Below are 20,510 nucleotides of genomic sequence, written 5' to 3' on the forward strand. Positions count from 1 at the left end.
CATGAGAGAAAAAATTGACGCTTTGACACAAAACCTGGCTCTTACCATTGTCGGGAAAAGCGAGACAATACGCTTAATGCTAGTCGCCTTGCTAGCTGGCGGTCATGCTCTACTAGAAGATGTTCCTGGGGTTGGCAAAACTCTCCTTGCAAAATCTCTGGCTCGTTCTATCGATGGAAGGTTTCAACGTCTACAATGCACCCCCGATTTACTGCCAACTGACATCACTGGTACCAACATTTGGAACCCCAAAAGTGGTGAATTTAGCTTTCTTCCTGGTCCGGTATTTACCAATGTTTTGCTAGCAGACGAAATTAACCGTGCTACACCCCGCACATAGTCAGCTTTGTTGGAAGTTATGGAAGAACAGCAGGTTACAGTAGATGGCGTCTCTCGTGATGTTCCCACGCCCTTCTTTGTGATTGCTACTCAAAACCCTATCGAGTACCAAGGCACTTTTCCGTTACATAAAGCCTACCCAAAGCTACCCACAACTGGAGTTTTCTAGACAAAGATAACTTGTACCAATTGGTTTACTTCGTATTTCTTATAGGATTTTGCGCCTAACACCACTTCGCCAGTAGACAATGTTGCAAGGTTTTTAACACCAAGGTCAACGCCTACAACATCGACAGCAGCTGTCTGTAGAGCATCGACATCAAATCTGAAACTAATAAACCATCTATCAGCTTGTCGGCTAATTGCGGCAGCCGATCGTTAGTACCTGTGGTAGTCGTTCGTAGGTTTTGAGAACACCAATTATAGGTACTTGAATCTTATTGCTGCCCTACGGGTCAGACGTGGGGCTTCTGTCGGAGCTAGCTAAGTCTTGAAGATGAAAACAACTTCTTTCCTTGTGCAGATGACACTTGAGTTTTTGCGCTCAGGAGGTAGTGCTTTGATTAATCGGAGTAAGACGAAAGCTGTTTATCGTTGACTGATACAATTCTATCCAACCGAATTTCAGTCCCATCCTTTAGCTTGAGAAAATCAGCTTTATTTGCAGCGTAAACATCGACAATCAAACCTTGCACTTCCACTAACTCATTCGCTGCATTTGAGTAAACAATTCGGCATTTCTGGCGCAACGTCGCCAATGCTTCTAATTCATCATGAAAGTCACAACTGACCGGGATATACGCATCCATCGCGCTTCAGTTCCTGCATATTCATACAACTGTAGTTTAACTCTTCTTAAGAGAAGCATCTGTGTGCAGTCCTCACAGATAAGTAACTATTATGCCCGCATCCCCACCATCACAAAATTCACCAATTCTTCGGCAAATCCATCGTCTAATGGGGCATGCTTTAGCAGTAACCGATACCAGATCGGACCATAAATCGTATCAATCACCAATTCCAAATTCAAATCTGGGCGTAGTTCACCTCGTGCCATTCCCCGCTCCAAAATTGTGCGGGTTGCTGCTCTACGACATTTAATAAACTGCTCGCGAAACGCCTCAGCAAAAGACGCATCTATTTGTGCCTCAGCAATCAGTCCTGTAACAGCAGTACCGGTTGTCGTTGTTGTCAGCATTGCAAATAGTTGTTGTAGAATATGATACAGGTCTTGTTTAACCGAACCTGTATCGGGTGTGGGAATATTCTGCGTAGCTTTTCGGAGTATGCTTCCATAACGACTGCTGCCTTAGAAGGCCACCAACGATAAATAGTTTGTTTTCCTACTCCTGCACGAGGGAATTGCCCAAAGGGCACTGCGCTGGGCGCAATCGCCTCAATACAAATATCGCGATAGCCTTTCTCCTCCAGTAACTCAGCAGTTGCTTTGAGAATTGCTTGATGGGAACGCTGATTTCGCCTGCGAATCGAAGGTGCTTTCGGGGGAGATAGCATTTGAGTTTCCTTGTTTTCTACTTTTTGTGGCATGGGTGCAGGCTCTAGACTTATTTCATATTTTTATTTTGAGCGATACGAGACGGCTTGTCTGATTTAAGCGAGACGGTATGGCTCATATAAATTAAGAATATGAAAGTTGTAGCAATGAGATGCGAACAAGAATTGAATAGATTTCGCAAGAATATGCAAGATTACACTAGCTGCAATTCCGTAAAATACTAACGCTTCCCAAACACAGAGAATTTTTATGACAAATTCTTCTCAGACACGAGTATGGTTGATTACTGGTAGCTCAACTGGTTTTGGTCGGATGTTAGCAGAAGCAGTGCTAGATCAGGGTGAGACGGTGGTGCTAACAGCACGGAACCCGCAGCAGGTAGAAGATTTAACAGCAAAATTTCCGGCTCGTACTTTGGCAGCGCGGTTGGATGTGACGAACCCTACGGAGGTGCGGGAAGTCGTGAAACAGGCGATCGCCACCTTTGGACGCATTGATGTTTTGGTCAACAATGCCGGATACGGGACGCTAGGGGCAATAGAAGAAGCCAGCGATGAGGAGATTCGCCGACAATTTGATACTAACGTTTTCGGCGCACTTGATTTAACGCGGGCAGTATTACCCCATCTGCGACAGCAGCGTAGTGGGCATATTATCAATTTCTCCTCAGTGGGAGGCTTTGTGTCCTTTCCTGGCTCAGGAATTTATTGCAGTACTAAATTTGCCCTAGAAGGGATTTCCGAAGCATTAGCCCAAGAAGTTGCGCCTCTTGGTATAAAAGTCATAATAGTTGAGCCTGGTGCGTTCCGTACTGATTTTAGCGGACGTTCTCTAGTCGTCTCTGACACCCAAATTGCGGACTATGAACCAGTGATTGGTCAGTACCGCCAGTGGGTGCAGGATATTGATGGTCAGCAACCAGGAGATCCTAAAAAAGCTGCTTCGGCAATCATTCAATCTGTTAACAGCGAGAAGCCTCCATTGAGATTGGCACTTGGGGCAGATGCTGTAAATGCGATCGATGCCAAGCTTAAATCCGTGAAAGCCGAATTAGATGCATGGAGAGAAGTTGCTGTTGATACTGCCTTTGAGGGAGTTGTGGTGAGTGGAATAGGTGGATAAATACCAGGGTGTGCTTGCCGGCTTACTACTCAGCTTCCATAGACTAGTACACTATGGCGTAAATAGAGCAACCATTTAAAATCCCCAAAAAGCCGATTCCATAATACTTTTGACTTTTGACTTTTGAATGCATGACTTCCGCCTTGCGGTACTAGCTTGTTTATGTTTCAGTCAATAACTCAATCTAAACCTGTTGCCTTAATTCTCGGTGCAACTGGCAGAACAGGTTCTCACTTAGTCAACCTGCTAGAAAAAGACAGTGATCCAGACAATCTTGAGATTCGGGTTGCAGTTCGCAAACCCGAACAGGCTGAAACTTTCACAAAACGGGGTATTGCGACGGTACATCTTGACCTTGATGACCTCTCAACCTATGAAAGCGCACTGCAAGGTGTACAGCGCCTATTTATGATTACTGGGTACACCGTGGATATGCTCAGCCAGGGCAAAAACCTGACTGATGCTGCCAAAAATGCAGGCGTTGACTATATCGTTCATGTTGGCACCTTCCACCAACCAGGTCGCTCCCAAACGAAACTCATTCGCCATTACGTCTGGCATCAACTTATCGAAACGTACATAGAAGCCAGCGGTATTGCTTGGACTCACTTGCACCCCAACGCATTCATGCAAAACTTCTTCGGTGCAGTGCAGGATGGCAAACTTCGCATGTTCTTTGGTCATGAACGTGTGGGATTGGTGGATTGCTATGACCTTGCTCGTGTTGCTGCAGCTGCGCTACGTCACCCGCAAAAACACACAGGAGAACGATATTTTCTGAGTGTGGAAGCGCTGACGATGACGGAAGCTGCACAAATCCTCTCGGAAGAACTCGGCAAACCCATCAGCTACGAACCATTACCCGCGTCGGATTTGCGAAAGTTACCTCTTGGTGAAGCAATGGAACCTGCCTATTTTGAGTGCATTGTCCGTCAGATGGAACTGCTTCAAGCTGGACAACTTCCTGACTTTGCGGATGTTTACGACAATATCCCAGAAATTATTGGAGAACAACCGATAATCTTCCGCGAATTTGTCAGAAATAATCGAGATTTTTTTGAGGCTGCGTAAGTTGAGAAAATAACAAGAGTACAGTTATGAATTTCACTCCATAAGCACAACAAAGAGCTACCCAAACCTCATGTTTGAAATCAATTTATGAACGAAGCTAAACTCCAACTATTACTAGATAGAGCAGAAATTAGCGATATCGTAACCCGTTATGCAATGGGAATGGATCTACAGGACTGGAAATTGTTTCGTTCATGCTTAAGTGATGAAGTAGAAGCTGATTATTCGGAAGCTACGGGTCAACCAGCCGCCACCTTGAAAGCAAATGATTTTGTGGCTTTCATACAAGGCACTTTAAGCACAGAAAAATTAAGAACCCAAACGCTAAGTACCAACAACGCAATCACGATTGAGGGCGATCGCGCAACCTGTGTTTCGTACTACGTTGCCCAGCACTACTTACCAAAAGATAGCGGTAGTGGAGAAGCGTTTAAAACAGTTATCAGTTATCACTTATCAGGCGTATGGTAGGGGATTTAGACCCGCCACCAACGCCTTCCACGCTCTTGGTGGGGGACGCGCGACCACTCGGATTTAACTGATAACTGTTTACTGTTCACTGTTCACTGTTAATGTACATGGCTGGTACACTGATACGTTAATCCAAACTGCACAAGGCTGGAAAATAAGCGGGGTCAAAGTAACTGTTCGTTGGACAACAGGTAACCCTGAAGTGCTGGGGCTAAAGGCATAACGGTAAGTGAGATAAACGCTGTCTAAGTCAATATTTCAACACAGCACAAATATCTGAACAGAAAAATTAGGAGAAAACTATGTCAGGTAATGACAAAAAGATTGCTCTAGTTACTGGTGCAAACAAAGGACTTGGTTTTGAAATCAGCCGCCAATTAGCAAAACAAGAAATTACTGTACTTATAGGTGCCCGCGATGAATCTAAAGGCGCTGAAGCCGCCGAGAAATTACAGGCTGAAGGGCTTGATGTGCAATCCATCAAAGTTGATGTAACAGACATTACTTCTGTTGCCACCGCAGCCAAAAAGATTGAAGAGCGTTTCGGTAAGCTCGATATTTTGGTCAACAATGCAGGTATTCTACTTGACGGGGGTGTGAATCCGAGCGACCTTGACCTCAATGTTTTAAAACAGACATTTGAAACAAATTTATTCAGTGCTTTTGCGGTATTACAAGCAATGCTGCCCCTGATTCGCAAGAGCCATGCTGGTCGTATCGTGAATATGTCGAGTACTCTTGGCTCCCTGACTGACACTCTTGACCCAAACTCACACTATTTTGGGTATAAAGGGCTAGCTTATCAAGCGTCTAAAGCGGCGCTTAATGAAATTACAGTTCAATTTGCCAAAGAATTAAGTGATACACCAATCAAGGTCAATTCTGCTTGCCCTGGTTGGGTGCAGACAGACATGGGCAGTGCAGATGCACCGAGAACAGTAGAGGAAGGTGCTGACACTCCTGTGTGGCTTGCCATATTACCAGAAGATGGTCCAACAGGTGGTTTCTTTAATTCTCGTAAACCAGTTGCTTGGTAATTTCTTGAATAGGTGGGTACTGCCCACCTTTTTTATTAAGTAAACAAGAAATTATTTGCTGATTAATATTACATTTTTTTTGCACATATTGAGAGGAGAAAAGTATGACCATTTCAAAATTATCTGCTTCTGAACAACAAGCAATTACTGATAGAGTTTTAGCAGCTAGCCTCAAAAGTCAGCAAGAAAAGGGACCAGCCTTACGCCAGGTACACCCAAAAAGCCACGGTTTAGTTTGGGGAGAATTTATCGTTGAGAATAACATTCCTGCTGCACTAAAAGTTGGGGTCTTTGCTGCTCCTCAAGCTTATCCTATCTGGGTTCGTTTTTCTAATGCTGGAGAAGCGGAAAAGCGGGGCAAGTTCGTTTCAGATAAAGAACCTAATGCTCGCGGTTTGGCAATCAAATTAATGAACGTTGAAGGTGAAAAAGCTCTTGATGATGAAGAAAAAACTCAGGATTTTCTTCTCATAAATCATCCAGTTTTTTTCGTTCGAGATGTCCAAGGATATGTTGATATTGCCAAAGTAGCAAGTGGACAAGCTGACCCAGAGTTGACGCAAGTGATGCAGCCTTCGTTTGCGATACTTCAAGAAACTGGCAATAAGAAAGTCAGCAATCCGCTTCTTATCCAGTACTGGAGTACGACACCTTACAAATTAGGCTCTCAAGCTATCAAGTTCTCTGTCAAACCTCAACAACAAGAAGAGGCTCCTGACTCACTACCTGACTCTGAGAATTACCTGCACGAAGCAATTGTCAGATATCTGACCGATGAAGGAAAGGATGCTTTTTTTGACTTTTTGATTCAAGTTTATGTAGATGAAGAAAAGACTCCAGTTGAAAATCCAATGCAGGAGTGGAAAGAGGAGGATTCACCTTTTATTAAGGTGGCTAGTATTAGGATTCCTAGCCAAAAGTTTGATTTTGATGAGCGAAAACGGTTGGATGAGGGCTTGTCTTTCAATCCTTGGCATACTTTATCTGAACATGAACCAATTGGTAGTGTAAATTTAGCTCGTAAAAAAATCTACCAAGAACTTGCTAAATATCGACGCGAGGAAATCGAAAAGCGTTTGAGAGAACCTCAACCTTTCGCTTTTGTACAGGATGAGCCTCGTTAAATGTATCTCTTGCAAAAGTCAATTTTTTTGAATATAAAACCACAGATGGGCACAGATGGGCACAGATAATTTATCTGCGTTTATCTGCGGTTCCAAATATCCTTAATATCATGTTCGGCTAGTTACCCATAATAAAACTTGTTTGTAGTAAGGGCTTTAGTCCAAGATTTAGTTGAAGAGGACTAAAGCCCTCACTACGAACTTCCGCAGAACATGAGCAAATACCAGATTTTTGCAAGAAATAAATTTCATGGACTACAAAAAACGCACAGAATACAGAGGAAGAGATTTACAATGTCTAGTAACAACAAAAAAGTTTGGTTGATTACAGGTAGTTCGAGTGGGTTTGGACGCGCTTTAGCAGAAGCTGTCCTCAAGCATGGGGATCGCCTGATTGCTACCGCCCGTAAGCCAGAACAATTGAATGACCTTGTCAACCAATACCCAGAAACTGTCAAAGCCGTCCGCTTGGATATTACTAATAAAACAGCAGTTAAAGCAGCCGTGGATGCCGCTCTAGAAGCTTTTGGACGCATTGATGTCCTTGTCAACAATGCTGGCTACGGTTTGATTGGTGCGTTGGAGGAAGTTAGTGATGAGCAGATCTGGCGTAATTTTGACACTAACCTTTTTGGTGCAATTAACATGATACGAGCCGTCCTGCCAATTCTGCGACAACAGAAATCAGGACATATTGTCAATATGTCTGCAATTGCCGGATTTTCCAACGAACTTGGCTTTTCTATTTACGGTGGGGCTAAATTCGCTCTCGAAGGTGTATCAGAAGCATTGCATGGTGAAGTCGCACCTCTTGGTATTAAAGTGACAATTGTCGAACCTGGTCCTTTCCGTACTGATTTTATCGGGCGTTCTCTGGATCGAGCGGAACACAGTATCGATGAATACGAACAAACCGTCGGCGAGTTCCTCCAGTTTCTCGACAAAATTGAGGGAACTCAGCCGGGAGATCCAGACAAAGCTGCACAAGTCCTCATTCAAGTTGTAAATTCCGATAATCCACCACTACGCTTGGTACTTGGAAAGTATGCCTATAGTAAGTTTCGCAAGAAGATTGAGTCCTTAACTGCTGAGTTAGATGCTTGGGAGCAAATAGCAGCAAGTACCGATTTTGAGACAGTCGGATCTCATTCGTAATTCTAATTGACACAGTTTTCAATTGGCTAAAATACAAGTTAGCTGTAAGGGCACAGCAATGTGTGCCCCTACCATTTGGTTTGTAGTTTATGCCTCAATACGGTTCAGTTAAGGATTATTGATGATAGCGTAAGCGCAAAGCGTACCGTTCGCGTAGCGTCTGGGCTACTGAGAAGGCATGGCACGAATGCGCCATAGATTACACACGTGTAGAGACGTTGCATGCAACGTCTCTACATTGAGGTTTTGATAACGGTTTTGGTCTTATCACCAACGGTATTGGTTTATGCCTTTGAAAGCGCTGTAATTACAAATTATTAATTACTTGCACCGACTTGCTGTTGCTGCGGTGTATTTTGCAAAGCACCATACAACCTATTGAGTGCATTCACGTAAGCCTGAGCTGATGCCACAATGATATCTGTATTTGCCGCATGACCGGAAAACACTCTACCTTCATGCTTAAGACGGATAGTCACTTCCCCAATTGCGTCAATTCCTGCTGTGACTGACTGTACAGAAAACTCAATCAATTGGTTGGGTACATTAACGACACGGTTGATGGCTTTATAAACCGCATCCACCGGTCCTGTACCAATCGCTGCATCAATCAATTCTTCTCCTTCTGGAGTACGGAGTGTAACTGTTGCAGTAGGACGGGCGTTGCTACCGCAGGAAACTTGCACTAATTCCAAACGGAACAAATCGGGAGCTTGTTGGATTTCATCATTAACAATGGCTTCCAAATCCCAATCGGAAATTTCTTTCTTTTTATCCGCTACTTCTTTGAATCTAACAAATGCTTTATTTAATTCAGTTTCTGTTAGTTCATAGCCCAATTCTTTCAAGCGAGTCCGGAAAGCATTTCTTCCTGAATGTTTGCCCAAAACAATTTGATTTTCTGTTAATCCAATGAGTTGGGCATCCATTATTTCATAGGTGAGCTTATTTTTCAGGACCCCATCTTGGTGAATTCCAGACTCGTGAGCAAAGGCATTCGCCCCGACAATTGCTTTATTTGGTTGGACTAGCATTCCTGTCAAGCTAGAAACTTGACGAGATGTTTTGTAAATTTGTTTGGTGTCAATATTTGTTAAAGGTTCTTCCGAATCAATTGAACGTCCTAAGAAGGGGTTGAAATATTGCCGCCGGACGTGCAAAGCCATGACCAATTCTTCTAGTGCTGCATTTCCTGCACGTTCACCAATACCATTGATAGTACATTCTAACTGCCTTGCTCCATTTTTCACAGCCTCTAGGAAGTTAGCAACTGCCAAGCCTAAATCATTATGTCCATGAACAGAAATAACTGCTTGATCAATGTTAGGAACGTTTTCTTTAATGCCTTTAATAAGCGCTCCAAATTCACTTGGGGTAGTATAACCCACAGTATCAGGAATATTAACTGTTGTTGCCCCAGCGGCGATCGCTCGCTCTAATACTTGATAAAGGAATTCTGGATCGGAACGTCCAGCATCTTCCGGAGAAAATTCTATATCATCAGTGAAGGTTTTGGCGTAAGCCACCATTTCTTCAGCGATCGCCACAACTTCTGATTTTGTCTTTTTCAGCTTGTACTTAAGGTGAATATCGCTTGTCGCAATAAAGGTGTGAATTCTCCCTTTTGCGGCTGGCTTAATTGCTTGGGCTGCTGTTTTTATATCTTCTTGTCGCGCTCTTGCCAAAGAGCAAATCACTGGACCATCTTCTGTCCCCACAATTTGGGCAATCTTGCTCACAGCCTCAAAATCTCCAGGGCTGGCAAAGGCAAAGCCTGCCTCAATAATATCTACACCCAAACGCGCCAGTTGCTTAGCGATAGTGAGTTTTTCATCTATATTCAGTGTTGCTCCCGGACACTGCTCGCCATCTCGAAGTGTCGTGTCAAAGATAATTATTCGCTCTGGTTTGGTATTCATTTGCGCCTTGTTGTTGACTTTTTACTTGTGATTTAAAATACCTTCTACCTTATTTTTTTTGCGCTTATCTTTGTAAATAATTGCTAAGATTACTTAAGAATCTACTTTTTCGATTCGATCCCGAATATCATTCAAATCTATATATCTATCAGTAGCATTACGTAGTTCTCTAGCTATCATTCCTTCTGTTGATACTACTGTAATATGAGTATTTTTTCCTCGTAACAGTTCTATTGCTCTTTCAAAATCTCCATCTCCACTAAATAAAACAACTCGGTCGTACTGATCTACTGTATTAAACATATCTACAACAATTTCTATATCTAAATTAGCTTTTTGCGAGTACCGACCAGATGAATCATCATAATATTCTTTTAAAATTTTAGTTCTGACTGTATAACCTAGACTAATTAGAGCGTCTCTAAATCCTCGCTGATCCTGTAGGTCTTTTAAGCCAGTGTACCAGAAAGCATTAGTTAAGGTTGTGTCTGATTGTTCGTGTCTAAAATATTCTAAGACTCTTCGCGGGTCAAAAAACCAGCCATTTTTTTGTTGAGCATAGAACATATTGTTTCCGTCTACAAAAATAGACAGACGATTCATCGGAGAACCCATAGTAAAGTTACACCTAATAATATAAAAAAAATTTAGATTGAACAATAGATTATAGCAATTATAAAATAATAAGTTTGCTAATCTCTATAAATTATCTTGTCATATATAGCTTTTATCTAACAAGAGCGCATCTCAGAAAATTAACTCAAATATGATAAGTAGTAGCTCTCCTCCTCTCTAATAGTGCTAACTTTTTTCTCTCTTAGCGGGCTCTGCCGCCCCTGTGATCAAAATCTACCAATAAAATTGACTCATTAACAGCATTCTTAGCTCCGTATCAGTCAACTTTACTCCTAAAGAGGTATGGAATAGGTCAACGATAGCGTACAAGCGATGGTGCAGATCACCGGGTTTAAGCGTACGCACACACCCGCGTTGGCGATGCTCCAAAGGGGGATAGCGAGAAGCGCACTACCCTTAAAGGCGATCGCACATTTATAAATTTTCTTAACATTTTTAACAACAGTAGGATGCAACAGAGCATTCGTAACAGCTGCACAAAGCGTCTGTTGTAGAGTTCCGCTTATATTGTTCAAAGCGGTCAATTTGCTGAGCCTACCCTACTTTACCTTACTGTGCAAGAAGCCCTTCTCCTGACGGTGAAGGCGATCGCGCTTGAGTTCACTGAAAGTCGTGATTCGCACCGCAGTTTTTCGTGCAGGGTTTCCCTCCTTTGAGAACTGCTCGTCTCACCACCCTGCTCACGACACTACGTTGCTCTCAAGAACTCTGGAGGGCGCTTCTTTGTTAGGCGTCATCTGCGAAGCGGAGGCAAAGACCCGTAGCATGGCACTTTGCTTTTTAAATAAAGCGTACCCCTTAGGTAAAATAAAAATGCACCTGTGGTGGCAAAATTAACTAGCCGTAACTTGTTTGTCCGTGAAATAATAACTATTATGAGTTAAATTAGGCAAGAGGTTAGGTAGTGTCTGTTGTTGCGTACCTTATTATGTCATACCCTACTCTCCCTTTTGGGAAGCAGACCTTTGGGTATTTACAGGGTTTTATGACAATACGAGGTTCTACGACAAGATGCTGTACAAATGATACTTGCAAAGTTTTTTGCTCTGTAGCACATTGTTTATCCCATCTGCGGGAAAGAATGAACAATTATCGACTGTTGTCAAGTCCCACCTAAGAAGAACTGCCTTCGGTGCATTTACGGCGACATCTACCGTGTAAGGTTAGTGCTTGACTCATGTCAGAGCGTTAAAGTCCAAACTTCTGAGCAATCAGTGCCGAGTCACTTTTTCCAAATTTTCTGCATACTACTAAGCACTAGACACTTAACACTCGGTACTCAAAACTGTTTCCGGACATTTGGGAAGTCAGACAAAATAGTTTACAAATGTATAAGTTTTTGATTTCAATCTAATTTCAACTGTGTGGCACTTCAAGAGTGTGTAAATAAAGGCGTTGAAGGTAAATTAATCACTAATACGATATGGCAGAAGAACCTACATCTACATTCACCAAAAAAAACGTCTCTGCTGCCAATCGAGCGTTAAAGAACCCTACAAAAGCGACTTCGACGGTATCGGCACGTCGGTCAAAGCGATTGGCTCACTTGGGTCATTTACTGGCTGGTGTTGCAGCAGTGGGTGCAGCACTACTGGCAACTTCTGGTGTGAACTTGGCTAAATTCATGGAAAGTCAAGCTCAAAGCACATTTTATCTATTACAGGGGCCCGTAGATCCTCCAAAAGATATCGTGATTCTGGCAATAGATGAACAGTCGATATCAGTAGGTGAGCAGTATTATAAAACAGATCCAAAAGAGTATGCTTTTTTTGAACCGCTGCAAGCTTTTCCCTTTAAACGTGCTGCATACGCCCAAGTTATTGAGAAGTTGATCAACGCAGGGGCACGTTCTGTAGCCTTGGATATAGTTTTTGATACACCAAGTAGTTACGGATCGCAGGACGATGAAAAGTTGCGCTCCTCATTGGAACGCTATGGAAGCCAAGTGACTCTGGCTGCACTCTACGAAAATTCTGAAACACCCCAAGGCATGCTCATGCAATTGACACAGCCCCAGCAGATGTTTCGCACTGGGTCTGTCGCCATTGGTACTGTAAATTTCCCTCTAGAGGTAGATGGCAAAATTCACAGATTATCGGGTGAGTTTTCCAAGCTTGTAGGTGAAGATGCTTTAACGGTGAAAATGCTTTCTTTTGATGAAGCAGTTTTGAGAGCAGCCCAAGTGAATTATCCACCACCAAAGGGCGATCACATACATTTTTACGGACCAGCAGGGACATTTGAGCAAATTCCGTTTTGGTACGTTCTCGACCCGGAAAACTGGAACACCTATTTGGAGCAGGGAAAGTTTTTTAAGGACAAAATTGTGCTGATTGGAGCAACAGCTAAGACGGGTCAGGGGGACGATTATCATCCAGTTGCAGCGATTAGCAGTTGGTGGCATCCACAGCGAATGTCAGGGGTGGAAGTTCACGCCCATGCGATCGCAACTTTAATGCAAAATAAAGCGATCGCGCAAGCAATTCCCAATCCACAAGGGCGCGGTTTATTTGTGCTTTTTTTAGTGAGTGGATGTGGGGTAATAATTGGCTTAAGAAAAAGAGGTGCGACGAGATTTTTCTCTAGTATCGCCCTTGCCATGAGTTGGGGAGGAATCAGCTATTTTACCTTTGTCTACGGTTTGTTCATCTTACCTACAGCTATACCTATGGTAGCGATCGCCACTATCGGGGTATGTTACCTAGGAACAGAAATGGCTAGGGAGATCATCAGAAAAAGCCAATTGCTCGATATTTTTCAGAAATATTCCTCTCACCGTGTTGTCCAAGAGATTCTCAGCCAGCAGGACGATCTCAAAGACTTGCTACAGCAAAGGGAGATGGCAATATCAGGAAAAATCCTGGACGGACGCTACAGAATTGTTAAAGTTCTCGGTTCAGGTGGATTCAGCGAAACTTACATTGCTGAAGATACCAAACTTCCGGGCAACCCTTTGTGTGTTGTTAAGCAGCTAAAACCAGCTAATAGTAAACCAGAGCAGTTAGCAGTAGCCAGACGTTTATTTACTTCAGAGGCTCAAACACTCCAAAAACTAGGAACTCACACACAAATACCACAGCTTTTAGCTTATTTTGAAGAAGAAGAAGAATTTTATTTAATTCAAGAATATATAGTTGGTCATGCTCTCAGCCAGGAAACGCCATCAGGTAAACGGCTCGATGAAATAGCAGTCATCGAGATTTTACGGGACTTATTGCAAACATTGGCATTTGTCCACAACAATAGCGTTATTCACCGGGACATAAAACCCAGCAACATCATAAGACGAGAATCAGACGGCAAGCTGGTACTCATTGACTTTGGTGCCGTTAAAGAAGTCACTACACAAGTGGTGGATAATTCAGAGCAAACTGCCTTTACTATTGGGATTGGTACTAGGGGTTATGCACCTAGCGAGCAGTGCTACGGACGTCCACAATATAGTAGTGATATCTATGCAGTCGGCATGATTGGTATAAAAGCGTTAACTGGCATGGCTCCCCACGAGATAGAAAGAGATGTTAATGGAGAACTGAAATGGGTTGAGAAAGCATACGTGAGCCACTCCTTATCCAACATTCTCAGTAAAATGGTGCGGGAAGACTTCCAACAACGTTATCAATCTGCATCTGCAGCTCTTCAGGCGTTGCAAGAGTTAGTTGGTGAGTACACACAAACTTTGCCCAAGGACGACTCATCACTCAATGCTGTTTCTTTAGAAGAGCCAGATATTGCCACCACACCTTGGACTGGAATATCTGAGAACACAGCACAAACTTCCTCCACATCTATACTGCCAACTTATTATAAAAATTCAATAAAAGACCGTAAGGATTTTCCTCCCTCTACAAAGTAGGGTTGGAAGCGGCAAAAATAGGGCGTTGCAAAATTGAAGAAGAACGCAGAACACAGAATACACATCTGCTGAAATGAATTGTGCGTTCTCTACAACCCTTGTAGAGACCTGCCATGGCACTCTACATTATTTTTTGGAGAGGTCTAATTATTACACGAAAGCGCTGTAATACCACAGATAAACACAGATGGACACAGATAAACATTTGTATTTGTCTGAGTCCAATGCTTTGTACATTTGCGGTTCCAAATAGCCCATCACCAGATTTTTGCAAGAAACCTAATGATCAAATTAGCGAACAGAGGATAACTGACAATGGATGACTATTAACGGGACTTAATATTACCGAAAATTTGGGTTTAAAGCCCCGCCCTAGAAGGGCGGCTTTATATTTGTCAATTGTCTTTTTAGATTGCAATTGTGTGTAGGTTGCTGCTAAAGTGCTTTTTAGCGGTAATGCGCACATATAAAAAGCTTAGTAGGTCGAGTGGACAACTCCTGAGCCACCAACCCTGGGGGCAATAATCCCAAAATCTTGTACAAATGTGGGAGTGTTAGAAAAGCTTAAGAAATAGCCTCAGTGCGGTCGGGCAGTCGGTGCAAGCGCGGCTTCGGGTAAAGTAATCTGAAAGAGTCGATTCGTCCGCTTGTTTAGAACTCCCAATGAAGCAGGAATCCCCATGCCTTTAGGCGCTCGGAGTGTCAAGAAGTTGATTTCATGTGCTAGGTATGACCGGAGCTGGCTGTAAAGGTTGACTATTTGTGGCTGGCGCTGATGGGTTTGCCGGAGTAGGCGGTGTCACTGTCGGTGGTGACGGGTTAGCAGGAGTAGGTGGTGCCACTGTTGATGTTGGCGGTGGTGTCACTGGGGGTGGTGACGGGTTTGCCGGAGTAGGTGGTGTCACTGGGGGTGATGACGGGTTAGCAGGAGTAGGTGGTTCCACTGTTGATATTGGTGGTGTTGTCACTGGTGGTGTTGTCACTGGTGGTGTTGTCACTGGTGGTGTTGTCACTGGTGGTGTTGTCACTGGTGGTGTTGTCACTGGTGGTGTTGTCACTGGTGGTGTTGTCACTGGTGGTGTTGTCACTGGTGGTGTTGTCACTGGTGGTGTTGTCACTGGTGGTGTTGTCACTGGCGGTGTGACGACTGGTGGTGTGACGACTGGTGGTGTGACGACTGGTGGTGTGACGACTGGTGGCGGTGTGACGACTGGTGGTGTGACGACTGGTGGTGTGACGACTGGTGGTGTGACGACTGGTGGTGTGACGACTGGCGGTGTGACGACTGGCGGCGGTGTGACGACGACTGATGGCGGTGGATTGGAATTTTTTCTGTCAGATTGTGCAGCAGTGTTTGATACGACTTGTCCTGTATCGAGCAAGGTGCCAACTGGGGAATTGTTTCTAATAATGTTGTTAGTTAATGAATTTGGGGAAGTCGTCGTCGTTGGCTTTCCAAAAGATGGGTTTTTAACAATATCTTGACCAGTGAGTGGCGGCTGTGCAGCTACAGCTGCAGCAGTTTCAGCTTGAACGCTGGCGATCGCCGGATCTGAATTCGGTACACCCTGTTTTAAAGTCAGATCTAGCCCCTTAACCAGCTCACCCGTTTCATAAAAAGTTCTCAGATCAAAATCGTATAAGCCCTTAAATTTATCTTTAACTATAATTATCACTTGCCCTGCTTCTAGCTCCTGTTTTTGAGAAGCATCCTTGTTAGAAACTTGAATGCCGCTGTTTGTCAGTGCGCCGACAAGGGTAGTGTCAGTTTTCTCGTCGTAGCGTACAAATAATGCTGAACCGCGAATTGCTGCTGCTGCATTTGGCGTATTTATACGTGTTTGCCCCCTTCCTGGTGGAATGAGCAGCAGCACTGTCCCAGTCGTCAGGTTGAAATTTCTTGTCTTTGGTAAGAATCGAAAGACTGCTTGTTCTCCTATGCGAGCCAAAGAACCGTCGTTAAAACGCAAGTCTGCTAAGGCAGATCGCCCAGTGGATAACCCATCCCCAGGACTCATAGCATCCGATTTGCGTGCCTGACGATTTGGTTGGTTTTGCGGCATCAGTTGTACCAAATTGCGGAGATTCTGAATGACAGCAAGAGTCAGAGGAGTTGTAGCATCTGCCCGGTTTGGCAGCGGCAGCACAACAGCTCCCCATAAACTAATTACTACGAGTAAAAAAAACTTGCGAAACATCGTTTGGAGCCTCGGATAATTTCATTGATACCAAACCAGTTGAGAACAGGTTCTGATGTTTACGGCTTAAGCCTGTTATCTGTTATAACAACTTTATTCCCGTACGTAAAATTGCTTAAGTTGTACTAATACTTTTGTCTAGAAAGGCCGTGATTCTACTGTATCTGCATGATTTAAGTTTCTTTTAAGAAAAATCAGTTTTTTGGATACCATAGTATATACTTCATAATTTTTTTACTCTTTAAAAAAATTAGGTACATTTACCACATCTTGTGGCTAAAGTTTCTTAGAAATTTAATATTTTTTCTTGGAACTTTTAGCACAGTCCGTGAATCTACGTTTGCCAAAAAAGATTAAATATGCAACCCAAGGGCTGGATAAATTTGTTCTTTTGGATTGTATTAGCTTCTAGTAGTGCAAACTTGTTTTGCATCAAGAAGGTAGATGCGGCGCAGGCTGCGAATACAGACCTATCAATTACTGAAGATGACCTAGTATCAACCATACCATCTTTAGGGGTTGCGTGGGTACTTGCTCAATTGTGCCAAGAGCGTGAGCAAAAAACATCTCGCCAAGAAGTAGATAAAACAATTTTTGGTAAAAAAGCAGGGGGAGAGTCACAGCGAAAAGAAGGCTTCTCTTCTAACTATTGTGGCTCCTCAGCCTACTTGGCAAGTGCTTATACTAAGACCCCAAGTTTATATTCGCAGACTCCGCCAGAGCCACCACCTCCACCACCCGAACAAAATCCGGTTCCGCCACCACCTCCACCACCGGAACAAAATATAACTCCACCACCACCCCAACCCGGACCAGCACCACCAACCGCACCACCACCCCAACCCGCGCCAGCGCCGCCAACCGCACCACCACCCCAACCTTCTGTACCGAATAACCCACCACAATTAGAAGGTCAGCCAGCCGATTTCCCCAATCCTCTCTCTCCACCCTTAGAGGAACGCTTGCAAGTACCTGAAATAGATAACGCACAAAGATTGCAAAGACTATTGCAACGGTTGCAAGAGAACAAGCAACCGCCGCAAGAGGGAACTAGCAATAATGAACTAGGAACAGTGCTGCTGCGAGAGGAACGACCACTAGAACAGCAACAACCCCCACCGCCTCCTCAGCCTCAGCCTAAACCTATAGGCAACCTACAGGCTCATGTTGGCTATTTCCATACAAACAACATTTTTTCCTCGAAAGTAAATCCAATAGAAGATGGCTTAATTTACTCAGGACTCACACTAGCCTCTGCGCCTTTAGCCTTAGGAAGCAAAACTTATTTGAATGCATCAATTAATGGCAACCTGATTCGTTACATCAATCAATCAAAATACAATTACAACCAACTGAGATTCAACGTTGGAGTTTACCAGCAGCTATCACCGCGAATGTACGGTGAAATTGGATGGATCAATCAACAGTTGTTCTATGCCAGAAATGGCAGTAACTTTGACGCAGGCGATCGCTTTTTAAATGAAAATTCCTTCCGTGTGTCTTTGGGACGACGAGATCCCCTCACACCCAAATTAATGTTAGATAGCTTCTACGAATTCCGTCTAAGTTTGACTGACCCTCCCAGTAAAGAAGAGAACCGCGATCGAGTCATTCATTCTGTGTGGATTTCTTTGAACTACTACTTAAAACAATCCCTCCAAGTTGGTCTTGACTACCAGCTTGGTTTCTCAGACTTTACCCGACGCCAGAGAGAAGACCTGTACCATCGGTTATATGGTCACTTAACTTACGGAATATCCAACTACACAAATCTTAGCTTGCAGGGAGGTCTCACCATCGGTGGTTCAACTGACAGAAATATTGATTTTGATGGCTGGTTCTTCAGTGTTAATTACAATTTGGAATTAGGTCGATTTTGAAATCAGTCATGAGCGATAGCAAATTCACCCAGTTCTTAGTTCCTCGTCCTCACCTAAATAACTAATCCAGTCACTCCAGCTACCAGCATACAGTTTACCCGTGTGAATGCCAGCCATCTCTAAGGAAAGTAAATTCACACAAGCAGTCACGCCAGAACCGCAATAGACAAAAATTTCCTTTGGATTTTCCAATTCCAACCATCGCTCTTGTTGCTGTTGTTGTGGAAGTATATAGCCGGAGGAATCTGTTACTTGTTGCCAAGGATAGTTTATGGCTCCAGGAATATGACCAGCGATTTTATCAATTGGTTCTGTTATCCCTAAATAACGCTCTCTTTCTCGTGAATCAACCAACGCTACCTGTTGTGAATCTTTGCGACTTTTCACTATCGAAATATCCACTACCATTTGTGATTGTAGATTAGGGGTAAAAGTCGCCTTTTAGTTTCAGGAATAATATTTGTCACGGGATATTCAGCTTTTTTCCAAGCAGAAAACCCTCCATCCAGCACCGCTACTTGGTCATGTCCGAGGTAACGCAATAGCCACCACAAACGAGATGCAAATGCAAGGCGGGAGTCATCGTAAGCTATAACGATTTTTTGGGAATTCACCCCTATTGCTGATAACTTATCAGCTAATTCAATAGGGTTGGGTAAAGGATGCCTTCCTCCATGTTCTCCTACGGGACTAGAAAGATCCTGGTTCAAGTCTAGGTAATATGCTCCCTTGATGTGACTTTCTTGGTATTGCTGTCGTCCTAGTTGTGGCTCAGCGAGAGAAAAGCGACAATCTACTATAACAACTTGCGGTTCGTCAAGATGTTTAAATAGCCACTCACAAGAAACAACGAAAAGGCTGTCGGTCATAAACTAAAGCTGGTAATTTGTAATTATTAGTTGTAGAGACGCGCTGAATGAAAGCGTCTGTACATTTGTTAGTTGTTCGATTCCTACTAATCACTGACTAGTAGTTTATGTGATTAATTTTGATATGTCCTAGGGGTCAGATCCCCGACTTCTTTAAGAAGTCGGGGATCTTGTAACCCATTACAATTAATGCGATAGACCACTAGTCTTTATTACTATGTCAGACTTAGACAATTTTACACCTAAGCCAACAGCAGATGGGTCGTTCACTTTTTTTTCTCATGAGTTTGGCGAGTCGTTCCACAGCCATTATGGAGCGCGTCAAGAGAGTTTTCTCAAGTTTGTTGGTCCTACTCAATTGCAAGGAAGAGCAAACAAACCAACGTTGCGGCTGTTGGATGTTTGTTATGGGTTGGGATACAATACAGCGGCTGCTTTACAAGCCATTTGGGCAGTTAATCCGAATTGTTATGTAGAAGTCATTGGTTTAGAAATGAATGCTGCTGTACCACAAGCTGCGATCGCCCATGGCTTATTCGACAACTGGGGATACGAATATACCCAAATTTTGACTCAGTTAGCCTTTAACCATCAAGTGCTGCAACACCGTCTCAAAGCAACCTTATTCATTGGCGATGCGAGAAACTCGATTAAGTTTGTGAACGACTCAGGTTTTCAGGCTGATGCAATTTTTCTCGATCCGTTTTCACCGCCTCATTGTCCTCAGTTATGGACTGTTGAATTTATCAAAGAACTTTCTATGAGTTTAGATGTATCTGGCTTACTTGCGACTTATTCCTGCGCTGCTGCTGTACGTACGGCTCTTTTAGCAGCTGGGCTAGAAATAGGCTCTACACCACCAGTGGGAAGAAAAACACCCGGTACTGTAGCCAGACATCAAGGAGTTGGGGGAGTAGGGGAAGCGCAGGAAGTAGGGGAGCAACGAATTTCTCCCTCATTTCCCTCACTCCCTCACTCCCTCACTCCCTCATCTCCCTCATCTGTGCTTCCGCCGCTTTCCCAGGCTGAACACGAACATTTACTCACGCGTGCTGCCATTGCTTATCGCGATCCACAATTATGCGATACTGCTGATGTGATTTTGAGACGACGACAACAAGAGCAACAAGCCTCTTTCCTAGAGCCTACCTCTCGTTGGCGCAAAAGATGGTTATCGAAAAGTCTACTAGAAGTTTTGTAACATTTGTTACTATTTTTTCGGTTAATTCTATAATCTTGGGCAATGATTTTTTGTGATTCACATCACCTTATGATAAGTAAATGGTCACTGCTACTTAGTGATAAGCGTAGTTTGAT

The 20,510-nt window shown here is 43.5% G+C and carries 16 protein-coding genes and 2 pseudogenes; 10 read left to right on the forward strand and 8 right to left on the reverse strand.

What is annotated here, in order from left to right:
• Position 1: 1 nt before the first annotated feature.
• A pseudogene (locus V5G28_RS02590) lies at positions 2-475 on the forward strand (AAA family ATPase); the annotation flags it as partial.
• A gap of 427 nt (positions 476-902) precedes the next feature.
• Here V5G28_RS02590 and V5G28_RS02595 read toward each other — a convergent pair.
• The 3 genes from V5G28_RS02595 to V5G28_RS02605 form a co-directional block, all read right to left on the reverse strand.
• Positions 903-1,148 (reverse strand): hypothetical protein, encoded by a 246-nt coding sequence (locus tag V5G28_RS02595; RefSeq protein WP_332996644.1) that lies wholly within the window; start codon positions 1,146-1,148, stop codon positions 903-905.
• A gap of 89 nt (positions 1,149-1,237) precedes the next feature.
• Positions 1,238-1,537, reverse strand: a complete 300-nt coding sequence (locus tag V5G28_RS02600) for a TetR-like C-terminal domain-containing protein (RefSeq protein ID WP_336229525.1) — start codon at positions 1,535-1,537, stop codon at positions 1,238-1,240.
• The gene (locus tag V5G28_RS02605) at positions 1,531-1,887 is read right to left on the reverse strand and encodes a TetR/AcrR family transcriptional regulator (RefSeq protein WP_336229527.1); all 357 of its coding nucleotides are present in this window, start codon (positions 1,885-1,887) and stop codon (positions 1,531-1,533) included. Before V5G28_RS02605 ends, V5G28_RS02600 begins: the two co-directional genes overlap by 7 nt.
• 217 nt (positions 1,888-2,104) lie before the next feature.
• On the opposite strand from V5G28_RS02605, the gene V5G28_RS02610 reads away from it, so the two are divergent.
• The 6 genes from V5G28_RS02610 to V5G28_RS02635 all read left to right on the forward strand — a co-directional run bounded on the left by V5G28_RS02610 (position 2,105) and on the right by V5G28_RS02635 (position 7,835).
• On the forward strand, positions 2,105-2,977 hold the full coding sequence (locus V5G28_RS02610) for an SDR family oxidoreductase (protein WP_332996648.1): 873 nt from the start codon (positions 2,105-2,107) through the stop codon (positions 2,975-2,977).
• A 162-nt stretch (positions 2,978-3,139) separates the two neighbouring features.
• Positions 3,140-4,048: an NmrA family NAD(P)-binding protein gene (locus V5G28_RS02615; protein ID WP_332996650.1), complete on the forward strand. Its 909-nt coding sequence runs from the start codon at positions 3,140-3,142 to the stop codon at positions 4,046-4,048.
• Positions 4,049-4,135: 87 nt separating this feature from the next.
• Positions 4,136-4,519: a nuclear transport factor 2 family protein gene (locus V5G28_RS02620; RefSeq protein WP_332996652.1), complete on the forward strand. Its 384-nt coding sequence runs from the start codon at positions 4,136-4,138 to the stop codon at positions 4,517-4,519.
• A gap of 302 nt (positions 4,520-4,821) precedes the next feature.
• Complete coding sequence (locus V5G28_RS02625) at positions 4,822-5,556, forward strand: SDR family oxidoreductase (RefSeq protein WP_332996654.1); 735 nt, start codon at positions 4,822-4,824, stop codon at positions 5,554-5,556.
• A gap of 104 nt (positions 5,557-5,660) precedes the next feature.
• The gene (locus V5G28_RS02630; protein ID WP_332996656.1) at positions 5,661-6,680 is read left to right on the forward strand and encodes a catalase family protein; all 1,020 of its coding nucleotides are present in this window, start codon (positions 5,661-5,663) and stop codon (positions 6,678-6,680) included.
• A 294-nt stretch (positions 6,681-6,974) separates the two neighbouring features.
• The gene (locus V5G28_RS02635; protein ID WP_332996658.1) at positions 6,975-7,835 is read left to right on the forward strand and encodes an SDR family oxidoreductase; all 861 of its coding nucleotides are present in this window, start codon (positions 6,975-6,977) and stop codon (positions 7,833-7,835) included.
• 317 nt (positions 7,836-8,152) lie between these two features.
• On the opposite strand, the gene V5G28_RS02640 is transcribed toward V5G28_RS02635, so the two are convergent.
• From V5G28_RS02640 to V5G28_RS02650, 3 genes are all read right to left on the reverse strand, one after another.
• Positions 8,153-9,754, reverse strand: a complete 1,602-nt coding sequence (locus tag V5G28_RS02640; protein WP_332996660.1) for a 2-isopropylmalate synthase — start codon at positions 9,752-9,754, stop codon at positions 8,153-8,155.
• A 93-nt stretch (positions 9,755-9,847) separates the two neighbouring features.
• Complete coding sequence (locus V5G28_RS02645) at positions 9,848-10,369, reverse strand: LabA-like NYN domain-containing protein (RefSeq protein WP_041034447.1); 522 nt, start codon at positions 10,367-10,369, stop codon at positions 9,848-9,850.
• 293 nt (positions 10,370-10,662) lie between these two features.
• Entirely contained in the window at positions 10,663-10,905 is a 243-nt protein-coding gene (locus V5G28_RS02650; protein WP_332996663.1) for a hypothetical protein, read from the reverse strand.
• A gap of 908 nt (positions 10,906-11,813) precedes the next feature.
• Here V5G28_RS02650 and V5G28_RS02655 point away from each other — a divergent pair.
• The gene (locus V5G28_RS02655) at positions 11,814-14,246 is read left to right on the forward strand and encodes a serine/threonine-protein kinase (protein WP_332996665.1); all 2,433 of its coding nucleotides are present in this window, start codon (positions 11,814-11,816) and stop codon (positions 14,244-14,246) included.
• Between the two features lie 716 nt (positions 14,247-14,962).
• Here the strand turns inward: V5G28_RS02655 and V5G28_RS02660 are convergent.
• Complete coding sequence (locus tag V5G28_RS02660; RefSeq protein ID WP_332996667.1) at positions 14,963-16,444, reverse strand: FecR family protein; 1,482 nt, start codon at positions 16,442-16,444, stop codon at positions 14,963-14,965.
• 359 nt (positions 16,445-16,803) lie between these two features.
• Between V5G28_RS02660 and V5G28_RS02665 the strand changes: the two genes are divergently transcribed.
• Positions 16,804-18,324: a hypothetical protein gene (locus tag V5G28_RS02665; protein WP_332996669.1), complete on the forward strand. Its 1,521-nt coding sequence runs from the start codon at positions 16,804-16,806 to the stop codon at positions 18,322-18,324.
• A 24-nt stretch (positions 18,325-18,348) separates the two neighbouring features.
• Here the strand turns inward: V5G28_RS02665 and V5G28_RS02670 are convergent.
• Positions 18,349-19,193, reverse strand: a pseudogene (locus V5G28_RS02670) (sulfurtransferase).
• Positions 19,194-19,410: 217 nt separating this feature from the next.
• Here V5G28_RS02670 and V5G28_RS02675 point away from each other — a divergent pair.
• A complete protein-coding gene (locus V5G28_RS02675; protein ID WP_332996671.1) occupies positions 19,411-20,394 on the forward strand; it encodes a tRNA (5-methylaminomethyl-2-thiouridine)(34)-methyltransferase MnmD in 984 nt (327 codons plus the stop codon).
• Positions 20,395-20,510: the final 116 nt, after the last annotated feature.

It is taken from the genome of Scytonema sp. PRP1 (genome assembly GCF_036697665.2).
GTDB classification, from domain to species: domain Bacteria; phylum Cyanobacteriota; class Cyanobacteriia; order Cyanobacteriales; family Nostocaceae; genus Kalymmatonema; species Kalymmatonema gypsitolerans.

Bases quoted from the DNA above. Each gene is read 5' to 3' on its own strand.
- V5G28_RS02610 (WP_332996648.1), top strand. From the start codon at position 2,105: ATGACAAATTCTTCTCAGACACGAGTATGGTTGATTACTGGTAGCTCA.
- V5G28_RS02600 (WP_336229525.1), bottom strand. From the start codon at position 1,537: ATGCTGACAACAACGACAACCGGTACTGCTGTTACAGGACTGATTGCT.
- V5G28_RS02630 (WP_332996656.1), top strand. From the start codon at position 5,661: ATGACCATTTCAAAATTATCTGCTTCTGAACAACAAGCAATTACTGAT.
- V5G28_RS02640 (WP_332996660.1), bottom strand. From the start codon at position 9,754: ATGAATACCAAACCAGAGCGAATAATTATCTTTGACACGACACTTCGA.
- V5G28_RS02660 (WP_332996667.1), bottom strand. From the start codon at position 16,444: ATGTTTCGCAAGTTTTTTTTACTCGTAGTAATTAGTTTATGGGGAGCT.
- V5G28_RS02620 (WP_332996652.1), top strand. From the start codon at position 4,136: ATGAACGAAGCTAAACTCCAACTATTACTAGATAGAGCAGAAATTAGC.
- V5G28_RS02615 (WP_332996650.1), top strand. From the start codon at position 3,140: ATGTTTCAGTCAATAACTCAATCTAAACCTGTTGCCTTAATTCTCGGT.
- V5G28_RS02595 (WP_332996644.1), bottom strand. From the start codon at position 1,148: ATGGATGCGTATATCCCGGTCAGTTGTGACTTTCATGATGAATTAGAA.
- V5G28_RS02655 (WP_332996665.1), top strand. From the start codon at position 11,814: ATGGCAGAAGAACCTACATCTACATTCACCAAAAAAAACGTCTCTGCT.
- V5G28_RS02625 (WP_332996654.1), top strand. From the start codon at position 4,822: ATGTCAGGTAATGACAAAAAGATTGCTCTAGTTACTGGTGCAAACAAA.
- V5G28_RS02605 (WP_336229527.1), bottom strand. From the start codon at position 1,887: ATGCCACAAAAAGTAGAAAACAAGGAAACTCAAATGCTATCTCCCCCG.
- V5G28_RS02665 (WP_332996669.1), top strand. From the start codon at position 16,804: ATGCAACCCAAGGGCTGGATAAATTTGTTCTTTTGGATTGTATTAGCT.
- V5G28_RS02645 (WP_041034447.1), bottom strand. From the start codon at position 10,369: ATGGGTTCTCCGATGAATCGTCTGTCTATTTTTGTAGACGGAAACAAT.
- V5G28_RS02675 (WP_332996671.1), top strand. From the start codon at position 19,411: ATGTCAGACTTAGACAATTTTACACCTAAGCCAACAGCAGATGGGTCG.
- V5G28_RS02635 (WP_332996658.1), top strand. From the start codon at position 6,975: ATGTCTAGTAACAACAAAAAAGTTTGGTTGATTACAGGTAGTTCGAGT.